The organism is Micromonospora sp. NPDC049204, from assembly GCF_040647935.1.
In the GTDB taxonomy this organism is placed as follows: domain Bacteria; phylum Actinomycetota; class Actinomycetes; order Mycobacteriales; family Micromonosporaceae; genus Micromonospora.
This window is the reverse complement of the sequence record NZ_JBEZDC010000021.1, coordinates 1-17,181: the sequence shown is the minus strand read 5'-3', so window position 1 is coordinate 17,181 and position 17,181 is coordinate 1. Positions and strand designations below refer to the sequence as shown.

Below are 17,181 nucleotides of genomic sequence, written 5' to 3'. Positions count from 1 at the left end.
CTCCATCCCACATCTCGCCGTACGCCCGGCGGCGCCCGTTCGCCTACCGCTCGTGACGGCCGGCTCGATTCGAGTCTTCCATGAAGGCCCCGTCCCGGTGGCCGAGGTCACGCTCTCATTCGAGTGCCGGTCGATGCGCTTCGGGGTGAAGATTCTCCTGAGACGCCGACCGCCGCCGGCGCCCCCGTTGCGAAGGGATCTCACCGTGACCGAACGTGTCACCGCCGACATGTGGTTCGACCCGGCCTGCCCGTGGGCCTGGATCACGTCCCGCTGGCTGCTCGAGGTCGAGCAGATCCGTGCCGTGGACATCCGCTTCCACGTGATGAGCCTGTCCGTGCTCAACGACGGCCGGGACGAGCTGTCCGAGGACTACAAGGAGTTCCTGAAGACCGCCTGGGGGCCGGTGCGGGTCTGCATCGCCGCCGAGCAGCGGTACGGCAACGACGCCCTGCGTCCGCTCTACACCGCGCTCGGCACCCGGATCCACCTCGGCAAGGAGGAGCGGCGCCACGAGCTCTACGTCGCCGCGCTGACCGAGGCCGGCCTGGACCCGGCGCTGGCGGCGGCCGCCGAGAGCACCGACTACGACGAGGCGCTGCGGGCCAGCCACGAGGCCGGCATGCGCCCGGTCGGGCAGGACGTCGGCACTCCGGTCGTCCACGCGCCCGGCCCGGACGGCACGCCGGTCGCGTTCTTCGGCCCGGTGATCACCCCGGCCCCGAAGGGGGAGGCCGCCGGGCGACTCTGGGACGGCGTCCTGCTGGTCGCCGGCACCCCGGGCTTCTACGAGCTCAAGCGCACCCGCGAGCAGAGCCCGATCTTCGACTGAGCTGCGGAGGGCTGCCCTGTCAACGCCCGGCGTTGGCAGGGCGGTCGTCCCGACGGCACGGCGCCACGCACGTTCGCTCGGCGTGTCGTGGGTCGGCGGTGCCCGCCCCGTCACCGGGAGACTGCCCGCGTCGTTGGCCTGCATGTCCGCCGCAGCGACCCGCAGGGCCGCACCCCGCAGTTCGTGGAGGCATTCCCGATGGCCAAGCACCGTGCGTCCGGTGACGATCAACTGACCCGACCGGGGGTGATCGAGACTCCCGGCGCGGCCTACTGGTCGGTCGACGACTCCCGCTGGCCGGCGGTCCGCCCCGACCTTCCCGCCCACATGGTGGATCTGCTCGCGCCGCCCATCGTGGTCGGCGTGGCCCGGGTTCCGGTGACCTCACGGCTGACCCCGGTCGAGCCCGCGGCACCGCTTGCCGGTTCCGCGCCACCGGTGGCACCGGCGCTCGAGCCGCTACCGCCGGTTGCGCCGCTACCGCCGGTCGCGGCGGTGGCTGCCGCCGTGGCGTCGGCTCCGGTCCTGCCGTCGGCTGCCGCACCGGCCGAACCCGCGCCGCCCCCGCCGGCACCCACCGCTCCGCGTCCGGTGCCGACGCCGCCGTTGAGCCCGCGTCCCGTGCCGTCCCCGCCTCCCGACCGTCCGGTACCGGGGCCGCCCGCGTCGCCCCGCCGCGCCGTGAACACCGGGCCGGCCGCGATCGGTCGACGGGGCAACGCCGGACCGGCGGCAGGCAGGCACCGCCGGGGCGCCTCCGACCGCGCCAGCTGACCGGCTCGGCGCTTTCATCTGGTGGACCCCCGCGCGGGTCCCCGTCGGTGGCGACACCGCCGCCGGTAGCGTCAGTGGGCATGACCGTCGTGCATCCGATCTCCCGGGCGTGGGTCACCACTGGTGGCACCGGCGCGCAAAACTACGACGAGTTCGCCGACGACGCGGAGATCACCGCGATCATCGAGGCGAACCCGCACAGTGCTCTCGGCATCGAGATGCCGCATCGCGCCCCACAGAGTCTGGGCACGTCGTTCCTCGACGCGCTGCCGGACGCGGTGGCCCGCCTCGCCGAGGCGAAGGCCGACGGCAGCTACACACCCGCCGAGCAGGTGGTCGTGCTCTACCGGATCAGCGCGCCCGGCGAGGAGTCGGCGTACGGGCTGTTCGCGATGGTGGACACCGACCAGATCTCCACCCGGGCCGACGAGCCCGGTCTGGTCATCCGCAACGAGGACGTCTTCATCGCCAAGGTGCGCGAGCGGGTGGCGTTGGCCGAGGCGCTTGGTCACCTGCTCTCACCCGTACTCCTGTTGCAGACCGGGCGCGGCGACGAGCTGCACGCCGCGCTCGCGGCGGCGACCGAGACGGCCGGCGCGCCCGCCGCGACGGACACCGACCAGGCGGGCCGCACCCATGCCATCTGGCTGCTCGGCCCCGGCCCGGAGCAGGCCACGCTCACCGCTCTCGCCGGTGGTGGGGAGCTGGTCGTCGCCGACGGTAACCACCGCAGCCTGGCCGCACAGACCGGCGGGCTGCCGCGCTTCCTGGCCGTGGTCACCACGCCCGCGTCGGTCGCCATCCAGCCCTACAACCGGCTGGTCAGCGAGCTGACCACCACACCGGCCGAGCTGCTCGACCGGCTGCGGGCGGCGGGCGCCGAGGTCGCGCCGATCGACGGCCCGGTCGAGGTCCCGGCGGCCGGCGGCACCGTGCACCTCCGCCTCGGCGACCAGGGGTACGCGGTGCGCCTGCCCGCCACGGCGGCCGGCGACCTGGAGAACCTGGACCACGCCCTGGTCGAGCGGCTGCTGCTGCGCGACGCGCTCGGTCTGGACCCGGGCGACAAGCGGATCACCTACGTCGGCGGCGACTACCCGGCGAGCTGGCTCACCGGTGAGGTCGATGCCGGACGGGCCGAGTTGGCGGTCCTGATCGCGCCGGTGACCGTGGCGGACTTCGTCGCGGTAAACCTCGCCCGGGAGAAGATGCCCCGCAAGAGCACCTGGTTCACCCCGAAGGCGCGCGGCGGTCTGGTCGTCGCCGAGCTGCCGCGCTGAGCGGTCCCGCACCCGACCGTGTGACGAACCCGGCTCTCCGACGCCGCCCGCGCGTCGTCGGAGAGCACGGCCTGAGAGACTGCGCGGTATGCGCGTCTACCTGGGATCCGATCACGCCGGTTTCGAGTTGAAGGTGCACCTGGCCAACCACCTGGCCAAACAGGGGTACGACGTGGTCGACGTCGGCCCGCACAGCTACGACCCGGACGACGACTACCCGACGTTCTGCCTGCACACCGGCGACCAGGTGGTGGCCGACGAGACGGGCCTCGGTGTGGTCATCGGTGGGTCCGGCAACGGTGAGCAGATCGCCGCGAACAAGGTCGCCGGGGTCCGCGCCGCGCTGGCGTGGAGCGTGGAGACCGCCCAACTGGCCCGTCAGCACAACGACGCGAACGTGGTCGCGATCGGCGCCCGCCAGCACACGCTGGACGACGCCACGGGCATCGTCGAGGCGTTCCTCAACACGCCGTTCTCCGGCAACGAGCGGCATGCCCGCCGGATCACCCAGGTGGCCGACTACGAGAAGACCCGGCAGCTGCCCGACCTGCCCTGACCGGCCGGCGCTTCCGGCTCCGGCACCGGCGTCCCCGCCCGGGGCGGCAGTCAGCGCGGCGAGCGGGGCAACTCCTCGCGGGGCACCCAGTTGCGTCGGACGACCACCACCCGGGCCTCCGCCTCGGCCAGGTCGTCGTCGCTGGGTCGGGCGGCGTCCCGGGCCCGGAGCGCGGCGCTGAGCCCCACCTGGGACGAACCGGAACCGACCAACCCGCGCAGGCCCCGCTCGCCGTCGCGCTCGTCGCCGCCGTAGTTGCGGCGGCGCGGGGGCGGGTTGTCGCCGTCGTGCCCACCTGCGGTGCTGGCCGTCGGGGTGTCGGTGCTCCGACCGGCCGGCTCCGGGTCGGGGTGGTGGCGTAGCCGTCGCCGTCGTCGGTCGGGGTCACCCATCCGCCGACCGTACCCTGCCCGGCGTGCGATTCGGCACTGTCGTGCCGCTGCGCGTCCCGGGCGGGGTCGGCGACCTGTTTGCCGGCTGGTTACCCTCGGATTCAGGCGGCGGTGATGCCGTCGGTCAGGGGGAGGACGAGATGGCAGACCAGACGCAGCCGTGGGCGGAGCGGACCGTGGAGGTGCCACCGCAGGCCGGCGTCGGGGTGCCGCCGCAGCGTGACGCGTTCCGCCGGGGCGTGGCCCCGGTAGGTCAGGCGCGCACCCCGCGGACCGAGCCGTTCCCGGTGGTCGAGCAGGAGCCGACCGGCACCGGCTGGCCCGGTGAGCCGGCCCCGCGTCGGCCCCTGAGCTGGCGGATGGCGCAACTGCGCCGCGGCGGTGAGTGGAGCGCGGCGGCCGGGTTGTTCGCGTTCGTCTGCTGGGGGATCTGGGCGCTCTCCGGCCAGGGCGACCTGACTGGTCCGGTGCTGGTGCTGGTGCTCAGCCTGCTGGTGGCGGTCGGCCTGTTCGCCCTGTCCCGGCTGGTCGGCCGGGTGGTGTGGGAGCGGCAGCTCGGACGGGTGCGGCGCAGCGCCCGCGGTGCCCACCTGGCGACGGCGGTGTTCCTCGTCGGCCTGGGTGTGGCGTGGCTCCAGCAGACCGAGTGGGTCGTCTCGGCCTGGAACTGGATCTCCTCGAACTGAGGATCGGGGAAACGCCCAGGCGGCCGGCGAGCGCCGCCCGCCCGGGCGTCGGCCTCGCGGCACGCCGCGAGGCCGGTCGTCTCCTCCACCAGACAGGGCCGCCGCATACCCCGCTGGCCACGGTTCATCCGTGCGGGGACCGGTCCGTCTCGCGTCCAGGACCCCAGTTCCCGCGATAAATCGCTTCGGGCCGATGGGACCATGCTCGGGTGAAGAAGATTCCCACCCTCTTTCTCCGCGACCCCGACGACCGCAGGCACGTCCTGCCCGAGGTCAACCCCACCTGCCAGTGGGTCCTCGACGGGGAGGGGACGTCGACGCGAAAGTACGACGGCACCTGTGTGCTGCTCGACGAGGACGGCGTGTGGTGGGCGCGGCGCGAGGTGCGGCCGGGCCGGCCGCAGCCGTCGGGCTACCGCCCGGTGATGACCGACGACGTGACGGGCAAGACCATGGGCTGGGAGCCGGTCGAGCAGTCGCCGTACGCCAGGTACCACGCCGAGGCCCTGGCCGCCGCCGGGCCGGAACGGCGGCCTCCCGGCACCTACGAACTGATCGGCCCGAAGATCAACGGCAACCCCGAGGGGGTACGGGGCCACGAGCTCGTGCCGCACGCCGACGCCGAACAGTTCGACGTGCCGCGTGACCTGGACGGTCTGCGTGACTGGCTGCTGGCGCACCCCCGGTACGAGGGGATCGTCTGGCACCACCCGGACGGCCGGCGGGCCAAGTTGAAGCGCCGCGACTTCGCCTGAGCCGACAGCGCCGCCCGCGCGATCGGGTGCTGGTGAGTGACGCCCGTCGTCGGGGTTTGTCGCCTCGGCGGCCCGTTCGGCGTTGATCCCTCCGAGACACGCACGAGTTGCGAGGCAACCCCCCGGGTGAGACCCCGCGTGTCTATCTCGAAACGGGAATCGGAGGCCTGAATGAGCGATCGCGACGAGGCGTTCGCCGAGTACTTCGCGGCACGCTCCGCTGCCATGCGCGCCACGGCGTACCTGCTGTGCGGCGACTGGCACCGGGCGGAAGACCTGGTGCAGACCACGTTCGTCAAGCTCTACCGGGTCTGGCACCGGATCTCGCGGCACGAGGTGCTCGACAGCTACGTCCGGCAGATCCTGGTCCGGACGTTCCTCGACGAGCGGCGTCGCGGCTGGTGGCGGCGCGAACGGGTGGGGGGCGAAGACGCCGAACAGGTGATCGCTCCCGACTCGCCGGAGAGTCGGCTGGTGCTGCTTGAGGCCCTGGCCCGCGTCGCACCGCGCCAACGGGCGGTGTTGGTTCTCCGCTACTGGGAGGACCAGTCGATCGAGGACGTCGCAGGGCTGTTGGACTGCTCTCCAGGGACGGTGAAGAGCCAGGCGGCACGCGGGCTCGACACGCTGCGCGGCCTCCTGGCACCCACTTACAGCGGGATCGAGATGGGGGAGCGATGAACGGACAAGAGTTGCGCGACGCGTTGCGCGGCGAGATGGCGAACACCACCCCGCCACCACCATTGAGTACGGGTGCCGCGCTCGCCGCCGCACGTCGGGCACAGTTCCGCCGCCGCGCGTTGTGGACGTCGCTCGGATCGGCGGCCGTCGTGCTGGCGGTCACCGGCTTCGCGGTCGTCACCACTCCGGACGACCTCGTCTACCAACCGGCGGGCCGGGGGCCACTGGTGTCTCTGGACGCGACGGGGGACACCAAGGAGCCGTGGCCGACCGGACCGGACGGCAAACCGCAGGAGGACCGGACGGCGCGGGCCGGATCCCAGCACGACCGGGGCGTCCACCTGCTCAACGAGGTCGTCGCCGTGGTGCCCACCGGCTACACCGCGCCGGAGGATCCGGCGAGCCAGCCCGCCGACCAGCGGACGTTGCGGACCCACCAGGCGCAGTTCGAGGAGAAGGTGGACGGCGTCGACAGGTGGAGTTACCTGTCCTCGGTCGCCGTGGCCAAGGGCAACCGCACCGGGCGCGTGATCGTCGAGGTGCACGACGCCGGCACCCAGTTGCCGACCGACCCGTGCGCCCTGGCCCGCGACTTCTGGGGCATGCAGGGCGAATGCCAGCTCGAAACGGTCGGGGCGGCGCAGGTCGGCGTGGTGGTCCGACCGGGCAACGACGACCGGCTCGACCAGTGGTCTGCCTACCGGCACCCGGACGGCGTGGTGGTCTACGTGGCGCAGGGCGCGAAGCTCGACGAGAGTCGGCCGGGGTTGACCACCTTGCCGTTCTCCGTGCCGCAACTGGCGGCCCTCGCGGTCGACGAACGATTCCACCTGCGCTGACCCGTGCGGCACCGGCTCGGGGATGCCCGGCCGGCGCCGCGCCCTAGCTCGCGCGGGGGAGGTGACTGGTCCTCACCGGGGATCAGCTGTCGTCGACGCCGGTGAAGGATTTGGCATATGGCGATCACCCTGTTGCACGCGGCCCCGGCCAGCAGCGACACCGAACAGCCCGTGCCACGCTGGGCGCTCCGTGCCGCCTACGCGCTTCCCTGGTTGCTGCTTCCCTCCTGCCTGTGGAGGTTGCCGTTTGCCTTCAACTTCGACATGGGTCAGCTCGACGACGCACCCGTGTCACCGTTGTGGATCGCCATTCCGTACGTCTTCGGACTCAGTGTGCTCACCGAGTTGCTGGCGCTGCTCAGCATCGGTCTGGTGCGCGGCTGGGGCGAGGTGGTCCCGAGCTGGATCCCGGTCATCGGTGGCCGACGTGTGCCGTCCATGGCGACGGTTGTCCCGGCCGTGGTCGGGGGACTGCTTCTGACCACGGTCTCGGGCTGGATGGCGCTCACCTGGGTCGGTGTGTCCGACGGCGTGGCGTACGAGAACGGCTGGTGGCAGGCGCTGGCCATGGTGTGCATCAGCCCGATAGCGCTCTGGGGACCGATAGTGCTCGCCCTGGCCTGCGCCTACCACGTGCGCCGTCGCCCGGCCCGCGGTTCGGGGATGCCTGGGCTTGACCCGGCCCGATGGACCGGGTCGATGAGTCGTCCGTGATCGTGGTCCGGTCGGGTCGTGGCGACCCCTGATCGCGATGAGAATGGTTCACTTCAACAGCATCAGCGCCGTTTGGGCCGTCGGGACCGGGAGCGTTTCGTGGACGACGATCGGGAGTCGCTCGCCAAGCAGGTCGAGGCCCAGGTTGGCGTCCGGCCGCCGGAGGCGCTGCTCGACGTGTGGACGGGTGAGCGGCCGGTGGACGCCGCAGCCGACGTGTCCGTCTACGGTCCGGACGAGATCGCCGAACGCAACCGCACGTACGAGATCCCGGACTACGCACCTGACCTGTTGCTGATCGGGGACGACGGCGGCGGCGTCGGCCTCTTCGTCGCGCGGAACGACAGCGATCCCGAGGTCGTCCTCATCGGCCTCGGAGCGGTGGGCACCGTCGACGGCACACCTGCCGGTCAGTTGTCGCTCCTGGCGGCGGACGGCTTCCGGTCGATCGACTCGGCCGAAGATCTCGGGGATACGGCAGCGTCGACCGGGCCGATCGACGTCCTGGTCACCCACCGTCCCGGGGTGAGGGCACTGGTGGAGATCCGCAAACTGTTCCACCTCTCCCTGCCGATCAGCGCACTCACTGCTGCGGACGCCCATTACCCGATGGTGGTCCTGACCGACGTCCACCACGGCAGGTACGCGGAGGCCATCGCCCAGCTCAACCTGCGCCACCGGTGCCTGGCCGTCCGCCCCCACGTCACCAGGATCTCCAGCTCCTGCTGATCTTCTGTGGTCCGCCGCGGCGCGTAAACCCCTGGACCACCCCGCACCCACCGGCGATAGTTCGGCCCATGAGCTGGTTGCCCGATGACTTCGTCCACCCCGTGCGCGTGCCCGTGCCCGACAGCTCGCTGCACCTGCGGCCGATCAGGGAGGCGGACACCGCGCTCGACTACCCCGCCGTGATGGGCTCCCGAGAGCGCCTGTGGGAGATCTTCGGCCCGGCCTGGGCCTGGCCCCCGGAGACGATGACCTATGACGAGGACCGCGCCGACCTGCTGCGGCACGAGAAGGAGATCGCCGCGCACCAGTCGTTCAACTACGCGCTGTTCGACGAGGCGGAGACGGCGCTCCTCGGATGTGTCTACATCGACCCGCCTGAGCGCGTCGGCGCCGACGGCGAGATTTCCTGGTGGGTGGTGGACGACCTGGTCGGCAGCGCGGCGGAGCGGGCGCTCGACGCGCTGGTGCCGCAGTGGATCGCCACCGAGTGGCCCTTCCGGCAGCCCCGTTACCTGGGCCGGGACATCAGCTGGCAGGACTGGCTCGCGTTGCCGCGCGTGTCGTGACACGTCCGAGGTGATCCGGGACGGCGTCTCCGCGTCCCGGGTGCCGAGCGCGGCTGTCACCCATCGCCAGCGGGCTGGTCGTGCCGTCGAGGCCGGCTGTCGCGCCGGTCCCGGGACGGATTCGCCAAGCAGGACGGATTCACGATGGGCATGAATGTGGCCCAGGTCGGAAACCATCCCTGACCTGGGCCACCATTGCCGAGCGGGCGACGAGAATCGAACTCGCGTAGTCAGTTTGGAAGACTGAAGCTCTACCATTGAGCTACGCCCGCGTGCACCCCGCCGAAACGGTGTGCGCAGACAGCTTACCCAATGTCTCTGCCGGCCGCGAAGCCACGTCACCGCCCGGCGGCACCGGGCTGTGCGTGCGCCCCCCGCCGCAGCCCGAAGATCCACTCCACGGCACGGATGTCGTGGTCTCTCCGGCCTCCGGATACCGCGAGATTCATGACGTCGTGTGGATCTCCACCCGCCGAGGCCGCCGAGGCCCCCGAGGCCGCCCCGGCGCCGTGCTACATGGGTGATACGGACGGTTTGGGAAGATGTGTCCGGGTGGTGGGTGCCCCGGCACCGCCTGAGTCGTGCCGACGGCATAGACTGCACGTCGCCACGGGGTGTGGCGCAGCTTGGTAGCGCACTCGCTTTGGGAGCGAGGGGCCGTGGGTTCAAATCCCGCCACCCCGACTGTCGTCCGCGGCCGGGCCGCCCCGGGTGCCGCCACCGCGGTTCCCGGGCGATGCCGGAGCGTCAGGCCGGCTCGCCTACACTCGATGGGCTGAATCACGCCCAGACTCAACTGAGATCCGTCAAGGAGTACGCCTGTGAAGAGCACCGTCGAGACTCTGAGCCCGACGCGCGTGCGGCTCGCCATCGAGGTGCCGTTCGTCGAGCTCGAGCCGAGCCTCAAGAAGGCGTACCGGGAGATCGGTTCGCAGGTCCAGGTTCCGGGCTTCCGCCGGGGCAAGGTGCCGACCGCGGTGATCGACCAGCGGGTCGGCCGCGGCACCGTCCTCAACGAGGCGGTGCAGGAGGCCATCCCGGAGAACATCCTCGCCGCGGTGCGCGAGCACGACCTCAAGACGCTGGGGCGCCCCGAGGTCGAGATCACCGAGTTCAACGACGGTGACTCGCTCAACTTCACCGCCGAGGTCGACGTCCGTCCGGAGATCACCATCCCGGACGCGTCCTCCATCGAGGTGACCGTCGACGAGCTGCAGATCGACGAGAGCGAGATCGACGAGCAGGTGAAGAACCTGCGGGAGCGTTTCGCGACCCTCAAGACCGTCGAGCGGGCCGCCGCCGAGGGCGACTACGTCCAGATCGACCTGAACGCCACGGTCGACGGCGAGGACGTGCCGGGCGGCCAGGCGAGCAACATCTCCCACGAGGTGGGCAGCAAGCAGCTCCTGCCCGGTCTGGACGAGGCCGTCGTCGGGCTTGCCGCCGGCGACGACACCACCTTCACCACCCAGCTCGTCGGCGGCGACTTCGCCGGCCGGGACGCCGAGGTGGCGGTGACCGTGCGCACGGTCAAGGAGAAGGAGCTGCCCGAGCTGAACGACGAGTTCGCCCAGATGGCGAGCGAGTTCGACACGATCGAGGAGCTGCGCGGCGACCTGCGTGCCCGGGTCAACCAGGGCAAGCAGGTCGAGCAGATCTACGCGGCTCGCGACAAGGCGCTCGCGCAGCTGGTCGAGGCCGCCGAGATTCCGGCCCCGGAGGGTGTCGTCCGCGAGGAGGTCGAGAGCCGCAAGCAGGCGATGGTCGACCAGCTGGAGCGGATCGGCGCCTCGATGGAGGAATACCTCGCGGCCGAGGACAAGACCGAGGAGCAGATCGACGCCGAGCTGACCGAGGCGGCGACCGAGGGCGTCAAGGTCCAGCTCCTGCTGGACACGCTTGCCGACGCGGAGGACGTGCAGGTCTCCGACGACGAGTTCGGGCACGAGATCGTGCACCGGGCGCAGCGCGCCGGCATGGCTCCGCAGCAGTACTACGACCAGCTGGTGCGCTCCGGCGCGGCCGCCGCGGTCTTCGGCGACGTGCGGCGAGGCAAGGCGCTCGCCGCCGTCATGGAGCGGATCACGATCAAGGACTCGGCCGGCAACGAGGTCACCCTCGACGCCCTCCGTGCCGCCAACGAGGCGGAGCACAACCACGACCACTGATCGTCGGGTGCGGCCGCCGTCCGCCGCTGTGCGGTGGACGGCGGCCGAATCCATTTCTGGGTACGCCCGGAAGTCAGCGTTGCCGGGTACGCCCGGAAGTCAGCGTTGCCGGGTACGCCCGGAAGCCCGCGCCGCGGGTGCCCTCGACACAGCTGCGCTGAGAGCGAACAGTGCCCCGACCGGGACTCTGCCGCCCCGCACAGCGGTTAGTGTCGGGAAAGACGGTACGGAGAGCGAAGGGCTGCCATGACCGACATGCACATCCCCAAGAAGTCGCTCCGGGCGATTGACGCGCGCGGTGGCGACTCCATTGGCAACCTCGACGACTCGGTCTACAACCGGTTGCTCAAGGAACGCATCATCTTCCTGGGCAGTGAGGTGACCGACCAGGTCGCCAACCGCATCTGCGCGCAGCTGCTGCTGCTCGCCGCGGAGGACCCGGACCGCGACATCAACCTGTGGATCAACTCGCCGGGTGGCTCGGTCTACTCCGGCATGGCGATCTACGACACCATGCAGTTCATCGACAACGATGTGTCGACCGTGGCGATGGGCATGGCGGCCTCGATGGGCCAGCTGCTGCTCTGCGCGGGCACCAAGGGCAAGCGGTACGCCCTGCCCCACGCCCGGATCATGATGCACCAGCCGTCCGGTGGTCTGGGCGGCACGGCGTCCGACATCGCCATCCAGGCGGAGCAGATGCTCTACACGAAGCGGATGTTCCAGGAGCGGGTCGCGCACCACACCGGCCAGAGTCAGTCGCAGATCGAGGCGGACTCGGACCGGGACCGTTGGTTCACCGCCCAGGAGGCCATGGACTACGGCTTCATCGACAAGGTGATCATCGGGGCCGCACAGGTTCCGGATGGCGCCGGGACCCTGAGCTGAGGAGCTGACGATGACCGATCTGAGCTTGCCGCCCCAGTTCGCGGCCGTGCACAACCGCTACGTGTTGCCGTCGTTCGTCGAGCGCACGTCGTACGGGGTCAAGGAGTCGAACCCGTACAACAAGCTCTTCGAGGACCGGATCATCTTCCTCGGCGTCCAGGTGGACGACGCGTCGGCCAACGACGTGATGGCCCAGCTGCTGACGCTCGAGGGCACCGATCCGGACCGCGACATCATCATGTACATCAACTCGCCGGGTGGCTCGTTCACCGCGATGACGGCGATCTACGACACCATGCAGTACGTCCGTCCGGACATCCAGACGGTCTGCCTCGGGCAGGCCGCCAGCGCGGCAGCGGTGCTGCTGTCGGCGGGCACCGCGGGTAAGCGGATGGCTCTTCCGAACTCGCGGATCATCATCCACCAGCCGGCCACCGAGGGCGGCTACGGGCAGGGCTCGGACATCGAGATCCAGGCCCGGGAGATCCTGCGGATGCGGACGCAGTTGGAGGACATGCTGTCCCGCCACTGCAACCGCCCGATCGAGCAGGTTCGCAAGGACATCGACCGTGACAAGATCATGACGGCCGAGGAGTCCAAGGAGTACGGGCTGGTCGACACGATCCTGACCAGCCGCAAGAAGGGTCTGCTGGCGACCCACTCCGCCAGCTGAGCAGTACCGGGTCAGAGGTTGGCCGGGGCGTGCAGTTCCCGGCCGACCTCTGACACACCCCTTTTGGGGGTCGGAGAATGCCCCGCCAGCGGGTAACGTCGGGTCCGTACCGCTTCGCCGGTTGGGCCGGTGGGGTGAACCAAACCGGGCGGCGCGCAGCGTCCGCAGGTCAGGGCCGGGTCTCCGGCCGACGAGTGCAGGGAGAACGTAGGTGGCACGGATCGGTGACGGCGGCGACCTACTGAAATGCTCCTTCTGCGGTAAGTCGCAGAAGCAGGTCAAGAAGCTCATCGCGGGCCCAGGGGTCTACATCTGCGACGAGTGCATCGATCTCTGTAACGAGATCATCGAAGAGGAGTTGGCCGAGTCCGGCGAGGTGAAGTGGGAAGAGCTTCCCAAGCCGATGGAGATCTGCCAGTTCCTCGACAACTACGTCGTGGGGCAGGATCAGGCCAAGAAGGCGCTCGCGGTCGCGGTCTACAACCACTACAAGCGGATCCAGGCTGAGGCGGCCAACGCGCCGGGCTCCGGCAGCGATGCCGTCGAGCTGGCGAAGTCCAACATCCTGCTGCTCGGCCCCACCGGGTGCGGCAAGACCCACCTGGCGCAGACCCTCGCCCGCATGCTGAACGTCCCGTTCGCCATCGCCGACGCCACCGCGCTGACCGAGGCGGGCTACGTCGGCGAGGACGTGGAGAACATCCTCCTCAAGCTGATCCAGGCCGCGGACTACGACATCAAGCGTGCCGAGACCGGCATCATCTACATCGACGAGGTCGACAAGATCGCCCGCAAGTCGGAGAATCCGTCGATCACGCGGGACGTCTCCGGCGAGGGTGTGCAGCAGGCTCTGCTCAAGATGCTCGAGGGCACGGTGGCGAACGTGCCGCCGCAGGGTGGGCGTAAGCACCCGCATCAGGAGTTCATCCAGATCGACACCACGAATGTGCTGTTCATCTGTGGTGGCGCCTTCGCTGGTCTGGATCAGATCATCGAGTCCCGCACCGGGCAGGGCGGCACCGGTTTCGGTGCCCGGCTCCGTTCGGTCTCCGAGCGCTCGACCGACGACATCTTCAGCCAGGTCATGCCGGAAGACATGCTCAAGTTCGGGTTGATCCCCGAGTTCGTGGGCCGGTTGCCGGTGATCACCAACGTGCGCAGCCTGGACCGCAGCGCCCTGGTGCGGATCCTCACCGAGCCGCGTAACGCCCTGGTCCGGCAGTACCAGCGCTTGTTCGAGCTGGACGGTGTCGAGTTGGAGTTCGACGAGCCGGCGCTGGAGGCGATTGCCGACCAGGCGATGCTGCGGGGCACCGGTGCCCGTGGCCTGCGGGCGATCATCGAGGAGGTGCTGCTCTCCGCGATGTACGAGGTGCCGAGCAACCCCGATGCCGCCCGAGTGTTGATCACCCGTGAGGTGGTCCTGGAGAACGTCAACCCGACAATCGTTCCGCGCGAGTTCACCGGGCGTCGGGCCCGGCGGGACCGCGAGGAGAAGTCGGCCTGATCCCACCGGACATCACGCCGGCCGCTCTACTCCTGACGCGGCCGGCGTGATCGCGTCCGGCGGTCCCATTCGCCCGACGGGGTGACGGTCACCATCATCAGCCGGGCCGGGGCATCGCCGTCGTTGCGGTAGCCGTGCTCCCGATCGGCGTGAATCTCGATGGTCTCACCGGCGCGGACGGGATGGTCCTGCCCGTCGACCCGGACGACCACCGTGCCGTCCAGGATGTGCAGCACCTCGCGGGTGCCACGTGGGTGGTCGAGGGAACGCTGGGACTCCCCGGGGAGTAGCCGCCAGTCCCACAGCTCGACGAGATCCGGCTCGCCCAACCCGCTCAGCAGGCGGGCCGTGCCGCCGTGCTCGCCCTGCCAGAGCACGGGCGCCTCCCCGGCTGAACTGATCTTCACGGCCCGTTCCTCGGCTGGTTCGAGTAGTTGGGCGATGTTGACGCCGAACGCGTCGGCGACCCGGCACAGCGTGCCGACGCTCGGGTTGGTACGCGCGCCCTCGATCTGCACGAGCATGCCCTTGCTCACCCCGGACCGACCGGCCAACTCGTCGAAGGACCACCCTCGGGCGGCCCGTAGGTCGCGTACCTGTCGGGCTACCGCAGCCGTAACCGCGCCCACCCGATCCGGACTCGGCTCGGTCATTAAACTATCCCTCACGGTCACTATTGTGGTACGACACATGCATGATACCCATTGTCCTGGCCGCGTTGTCCGCCCTCGCGTTCGGCACGGCCGACTTCTCCGGCGGTAAGGCGTCCCGGCACGCCGCACCGATCGCCGTAACCGTGATCTCCCAACTGCTGAGCGTCCCGCTGCTGGTCGTGTTGGCGCTTGCCGTACCCGGAACCCCGCACATCGGTGACCTCGGCTGGGGGCTGCTCGCCGGGCTGGCCGGCGGGGGCGGCATCATGCTGCTCTACCGGGCTCTCGCGGGCGGGATGATGGCGGTGGTGGCACCGATCACCGCGATCACCGCGGCAGTGGTGCCGATCGTCGCCGGTCTCTTCACGGCGTCCTTCCCGGGTGCCCTGGCGCTCACCGGCGCCGGCCTCGCGGTGGTGGCCATCGCCCTGGTCAGCCTGGGGGAGAGCGGCGGCAGGCGAGCGATCCCGGCCCGGCTCGTCGGGCTCGCCCTCGCCGCCGGGGCGCTGTTCGGTGTCTTCTTCACCCTCCTGGGCCAGGCCGACGAGAGCGCGGGGATGTGGCCGGTGGCGGCGGTTCGGGCAAGCTCGATCGCGCTTGGCCTCGCGCTGGCCGTCGGCACCCGGACGCCGCTGCGCCTCGGGCGGCGGGAGTTGGGCTGGGCGGCGGTCGCCGGTCTGCTCGACAGTGGCGCCAACGCGCTGTTCCTGGCCGCCGCTGCCCGTGGTCACCTGAGCATCGTCGCGGCGCTTGCCGCGCTCTACCCGGCCAGCACCGTGCTGCTGGCGTTGGCCGTCGACCGGGAACGGCTGCGCGCCGTCCAGATCACCGGGCTCGGCTTCGCGGCCGGTGCGTTGGTGTTGGCCAGCCTGTGACGCTGTCCGCGCCGCCCTCCCCGCCGTACCCTGTGCTCATGCGCGTCGCGGTCTGCCAACTCAACGCCCGGGACGACCGTAAGGCCAACCTGGCCACCGCGGAGGCCCTGCTGAGCCGCGCGGCCGCCGGCGGCGCGGACCTCGCCGTCCTGCCGGAGTACGTCGACTACCTCGGCCCGGCCGCTGGGATGCCCGAGCCGGAGCCGGTGGACGGCGAGGTCGGCAGCTTCTTCGCCGAGGTCGCCCAGCGGCTCGGCATCTGGCTGGTGGCCGGCTCCTTCCACGAGGCCGGCCCGGACCCGGAACACACCTGGAACACGTCTCTGGTCTTCGACCGCTCCGGCAGTCTGGCCGCGAGCTACCGCAAGATCCATCTGTACGACGTGGAGATCCCTGGCCGGGTCTCCTACCGGGAGTCGGCGACTGTCGCACCCGGGGTTCAGCCGGTGGTGGTGGATGTCGAGGGTCTGCGGGTCGGCCTGTCGATCTGCTACGACCTGCGCTTCCCGGAGCTGTACCGGCTGCTCGCCACCGATGGTGGGGCACAGCTGCTGGTGGTCCCGGCGGCATTCATGATGCACACCGGCCGGGACCACTGGGAGGTTCTGTTGCGAGCCCGCGCCATCGAGAACCAGTGCTTCGTGGCTGCGGCCGGCCAGACCGGCGACCACGACCCGGGCCGCACCTGCTTCGGACGCAGCATGGTGGTCGATCCGTGGGGGACGGTCCTCAGCCAGGTGCCGGACGGCCCGGGTGTGTCAGTGGTCGACCTGGACCTCGGCCGGCTCGCCGCGATCCGGGCCGAGCTGCCCAGCCTGGCCAACCGGCGGCTCTGAGCCTCAGCCCTCCAGCAGGACGCCGATGACCGCGAACCCGGCGATGGCCGCGGCGGTTATCAGCAGCGCGGTGGTCATTCGGGACTTGCCCCGTCGGGCCAGTCGTCCCACGGAGAGCACCAGTACGACGAGCACGACCGCACCGATCACCACCTGCCAGAACGGCAGGAGGACGCCGAGCAGCGACTCCTCGGCGAGCACAGTGGTGCCGAGCCCGGACTCATCCATGTCAGACACTCTGGCACGGCAGGACGGCCCGCGTCTCCGCCTGTACCGGGACCGTTGCGAACCAGCCGATCCGAACCAGTGATGAACCCTGATTTGCCTTCTCCGGGCCGTCCGCGTAACTTTCTCTCTGCACGGGGGAGGCCGGACAAACCGGCCGAGAACGGGCGCCAGGCTCGTGGCGGAGAGGCCGAGCGAGACTGGGGATCGGGCGGTGCGGAACATCCCGGAAGCGGGGTTGCGAACGCGAAGCCGACCGGGTAAGGTTCTGAAGCCGGCAGGAGCCGGGCGGATGGCCGCGAAGCGGCGATCGGCCGGTCTGAGGCTTCCCACGACAGCAACGACCGCCGGGTTCGGCGTGCGTCATCGTGGGTCCGGACGAACCACATTGATCGCCTCGAACATGAGGTTGACAATGAAAGTTCGACCAAGTAGGTTTGAGCGGTTGCCCCGAAACGGGGTTCCACTGAGGTGGGGCTTCTGGTCGGTGTGTGGTTGTTCTTTGAGAACTCAACAGGGTGCTTGTAAAGCCAGTGCCAATTATGATTTATA

Annotated in this window: 20 protein-coding genes and 2 tRNA genes; 18 read left to right on the top strand and 4 right to left on the bottom strand. The window is 70.3% G+C overall.

Features of this window, described 5'->3' with window-relative positions:
- Positions 1-205: 205 nt before the first annotated feature.
- The 4 genes from AB0A90_RS30410 to AB0A90_RS30395 all read left to right on the top strand — a co-directional run bounded on the left by AB0A90_RS30410 (position 206) and on the right by AB0A90_RS30395 (position 3,442).
- Positions 206-832: a disulfide bond formation protein DsbA gene (locus tag AB0A90_RS30410; RefSeq protein WP_357254578.1), complete on the top strand. Its 627-nt coding sequence runs from the start codon at positions 206-208 to the stop codon at positions 830-832.
- Positions 833-1,030: 198 nt separating this feature from the next.
- A complete protein-coding gene (locus AB0A90_RS30405) occupies positions 1,031-1,606 on the top strand; it encodes a hypothetical protein (RefSeq protein ID WP_357254576.1) in 576 nt (191 codons plus the stop codon).
- 80 nt (positions 1,607-1,686) lie between these two features.
- Positions 1,687-2,886, top strand: coding sequence for a DUF1015 family protein (locus AB0A90_RS30400; RefSeq protein WP_357254574.1), 1,200 nt, complete (start codon positions 1,687-1,689; stop codon positions 2,884-2,886).
- Between the two features lie 88 nt (positions 2,887-2,974).
- Positions 2,975-3,442, top strand: a complete 468-nt coding sequence (locus tag AB0A90_RS30395; RefSeq protein ID WP_357254572.1) for a ribose-5-phosphate isomerase — start codon at positions 2,975-2,977, stop codon at positions 3,440-3,442.
- Between the two features lie 50 nt (positions 3,443-3,492).
- Here the strand turns inward: AB0A90_RS30395 and AB0A90_RS30390 are convergent, their stop codons facing one another.
- A complete protein-coding gene (locus tag AB0A90_RS30390; protein ID WP_357254570.1) occupies positions 3,493-3,834 on the bottom strand; it encodes a hypothetical protein in 342 nt (113 codons plus the stop codon).
- 140 nt (positions 3,835-3,974) lie between these two features.
- Between AB0A90_RS30390 and AB0A90_RS30385 the strand changes: the two genes are divergently transcribed.
- From AB0A90_RS30385 to AB0A90_RS30355, 7 genes are all read left to right on the top strand, one after another.
- Positions 3,975-4,520, top strand: coding sequence for a hypothetical protein (locus tag AB0A90_RS30385; protein WP_357254568.1), 546 nt, complete (start codon positions 3,975-3,977; stop codon positions 4,518-4,520).
- Between the two features lie 209 nt (positions 4,521-4,729).
- On the top strand, positions 4,730-5,275 hold the full coding sequence (locus AB0A90_RS30380; RefSeq protein WP_357254566.1) for a hypothetical protein: 546 nt from the start codon (positions 4,730-4,732) through the stop codon (positions 5,273-5,275).
- Positions 5,276-5,446: 171 nt separating this feature from the next.
- Entirely contained in the window at positions 5,447-5,956 is a 510-nt protein-coding gene (locus AB0A90_RS30375) for a SigE family RNA polymerase sigma factor (RefSeq protein ID WP_357254564.1), read from the top strand.
- Entirely contained in the window at positions 5,953-6,795 is an 843-nt protein-coding gene (locus tag AB0A90_RS30370) for a hypothetical protein (RefSeq protein WP_357254561.1), read from the top strand. The genes AB0A90_RS30375 and AB0A90_RS30370 overlap by 4 nt, the downstream gene beginning before the upstream one ends.
- Before the next feature lie 117 nt (positions 6,796-6,912).
- Positions 6,913-7,509: a hypothetical protein gene (locus tag AB0A90_RS30365; RefSeq protein ID WP_357254557.1), complete on the top strand. Its 597-nt coding sequence runs from the start codon at positions 6,913-6,915 to the stop codon at positions 7,507-7,509.
- Positions 7,510-7,608: 99 nt separating this feature from the next.
- Positions 7,609-8,238 carry a hypothetical protein gene (locus AB0A90_RS30360; protein ID WP_357254554.1) on the top strand — a complete coding sequence of 210 codons (630 nt, stop codon included), beginning with the start codon at positions 7,609-7,611 and terminating at the stop codon, positions 8,236-8,238.
- A gap of 68 nt (positions 8,239-8,306) precedes the next feature.
- A complete protein-coding gene (locus tag AB0A90_RS30355) occupies positions 8,307-8,804 on the top strand; it encodes a GNAT family N-acetyltransferase (RefSeq protein ID WP_357254552.1) in 498 nt (165 codons plus the stop codon).
- Positions 8,805-9,005: 201 nt separating this feature from the next.
- Here AB0A90_RS30355 and AB0A90_RS30350 read toward each other — a convergent pair.
- Positions 9,006-9,076 (bottom strand) — tRNA-Gly (locus AB0A90_RS30350).
- A 338-nt stretch (positions 9,077-9,414) separates the two neighbouring features.
- Here AB0A90_RS30350 and AB0A90_RS30345 point away from each other — a divergent pair.
- The 5 genes from AB0A90_RS30345 to clpX all read left to right on the top strand — a co-directional run bounded on the left by AB0A90_RS30345 (position 9,415) and on the right by clpX (position 14,040).
- Positions 9,415-9,488, top strand: a tRNA-Pro gene (locus AB0A90_RS30345).
- A 137-nt stretch (positions 9,489-9,625) separates the two neighbouring features.
- A complete protein-coding gene (gene tig / locus AB0A90_RS30340) occupies positions 9,626-10,972 on the top strand; it encodes a trigger factor (protein ID WP_357254549.1) in 1,347 nt (448 codons plus the stop codon).
- 246 nt (positions 10,973-11,218) lie between these two features.
- Entirely contained in the window at positions 11,219-11,860 is a 642-nt protein-coding gene (locus AB0A90_RS30335; RefSeq protein WP_007464111.1) for an ATP-dependent Clp protease proteolytic subunit, read from the top strand.
- A 10-nt stretch (positions 11,861-11,870) separates the two neighbouring features.
- Positions 11,871-12,533 carry an ATP-dependent Clp protease proteolytic subunit gene (locus tag AB0A90_RS30330; RefSeq protein ID WP_007464109.1) on the top strand — a complete coding sequence of 221 codons (663 nt, stop codon included), beginning with the start codon at positions 11,871-11,873 and terminating at the stop codon, positions 12,531-12,533.
- A 211-nt stretch (positions 12,534-12,744) separates the two neighbouring features.
- Entirely contained in the window at positions 12,745-14,040 is a 1,296-nt protein-coding gene (gene clpX, locus AB0A90_RS30325; protein WP_145779357.1) for an ATP-dependent Clp protease ATP-binding subunit ClpX, read from the top strand.
- Between the two features lie 26 nt (positions 14,041-14,066).
- Here the strand turns inward: clpX and AB0A90_RS30320 are convergent, their stop codons facing one another.
- The gene (locus tag AB0A90_RS30320) at positions 14,067-14,693 is read right to left on the bottom strand and encodes an XRE family transcriptional regulator (RefSeq protein WP_357254546.1); all 627 of its coding nucleotides are present in this window, start codon (positions 14,691-14,693) and stop codon (positions 14,067-14,069) included.
- Between the two features lie 41 nt (positions 14,694-14,734).
- Between AB0A90_RS30320 and AB0A90_RS30315 the strand changes: the two genes are divergently transcribed.
- Complete coding sequence (locus AB0A90_RS30315; protein WP_357254545.1) at positions 14,735-15,568, top strand: EamA family transporter; 834 nt, start codon at positions 14,735-14,737, stop codon at positions 15,566-15,568.
- 38 nt (positions 15,569-15,606) lie between these two features.
- Positions 15,607-16,404 (top strand): carbon-nitrogen hydrolase family protein, encoded by a 798-nt coding sequence (locus AB0A90_RS30310; protein ID WP_357254542.1) that lies wholly within the window; start codon positions 15,607-15,609, stop codon positions 16,402-16,404.
- 3 nt (positions 16,405-16,407) lie between these two features.
- Here the strand turns inward: AB0A90_RS30310 and AB0A90_RS30305 are convergent, their stop codons facing one another.
- Positions 16,408-16,632 carry a hypothetical protein gene (locus AB0A90_RS30305; protein ID WP_357254541.1) on the bottom strand — a complete coding sequence of 75 codons (225 nt, stop codon included), beginning with the start codon at positions 16,630-16,632 and terminating at the stop codon, positions 16,408-16,410.
- Positions 16,633-17,181: the final 549 nt, after the last annotated feature.

Coding starts and splice junctions, on each gene's coding strand:
- AB0A90_RS30400 (WP_357254574.1), top strand. CDS start 1,687: ATGACCGTCGTGCATCCGATCTCCCGGGCGTGGGTCACCACTGGTGGC.
- AB0A90_RS30305 (WP_357254541.1), bottom strand. CDS start 16,632: ATGGATGAGTCCGGGCTCGGCACCACTGTGCTCGCCGAGGAGTCGCTG.
- AB0A90_RS30390 (WP_357254570.1), bottom strand. CDS start 3,834: ATGGGTGACCCCGACCGACGACGGCGACGGCTACGCCACCACCCCGAC.
- AB0A90_RS30330 (WP_007464109.1), top strand. CDS start 11,871: ATGACCGATCTGAGCTTGCCGCCCCAGTTCGCGGCCGTGCACAACCGC.
- AB0A90_RS30310 (WP_357254542.1), top strand. CDS start 15,607: ATGCGCGTCGCGGTCTGCCAACTCAACGCCCGGGACGACCGTAAGGCC.
- AB0A90_RS30370 (WP_357254561.1), top strand. CDS start 5,953: ATGAACGGACAAGAGTTGCGCGACGCGTTGCGCGGCGAGATGGCGAAC.
- AB0A90_RS30385 (WP_357254568.1), top strand. CDS start 3,975: ATGGCAGACCAGACGCAGCCGTGGGCGGAGCGGACCGTGGAGGTGCCA.
- AB0A90_RS30315 (WP_357254545.1), top strand. CDS start 14,735: ATGATACCCATTGTCCTGGCCGCGTTGTCCGCCCTCGCGTTCGGCACG.
- AB0A90_RS30395 (WP_357254572.1), top strand. CDS start 2,975: ATGCGCGTCTACCTGGGATCCGATCACGCCGGTTTCGAGTTGAAGGTG.
- AB0A90_RS30375 (WP_357254564.1), top strand. CDS start 5,447: ATGAGCGATCGCGACGAGGCGTTCGCCGAGTACTTCGCGGCACGCTCC.
- AB0A90_RS30335 (WP_007464111.1), top strand. CDS start 11,219: ATGACCGACATGCACATCCCCAAGAAGTCGCTCCGGGCGATTGACGCG.
- AB0A90_RS30320 (WP_357254546.1), bottom strand. CDS start 14,693: ATGACCGAGCCGAGTCCGGATCGGGTGGGCGCGGTTACGGCTGCGGTA.
- AB0A90_RS30365 (WP_357254557.1), top strand. CDS start 6,913: ATGGCGATCACCCTGTTGCACGCGGCCCCGGCCAGCAGCGACACCGAA.
- AB0A90_RS30405 (WP_357254576.1), top strand. CDS start 1,031: ATGGCCAAGCACCGTGCGTCCGGTGACGATCAACTGACCCGACCGGGG.
- AB0A90_RS30355 (WP_357254552.1), top strand. CDS start 8,307: ATGAGCTGGTTGCCCGATGACTTCGTCCACCCCGTGCGCGTGCCCGTG.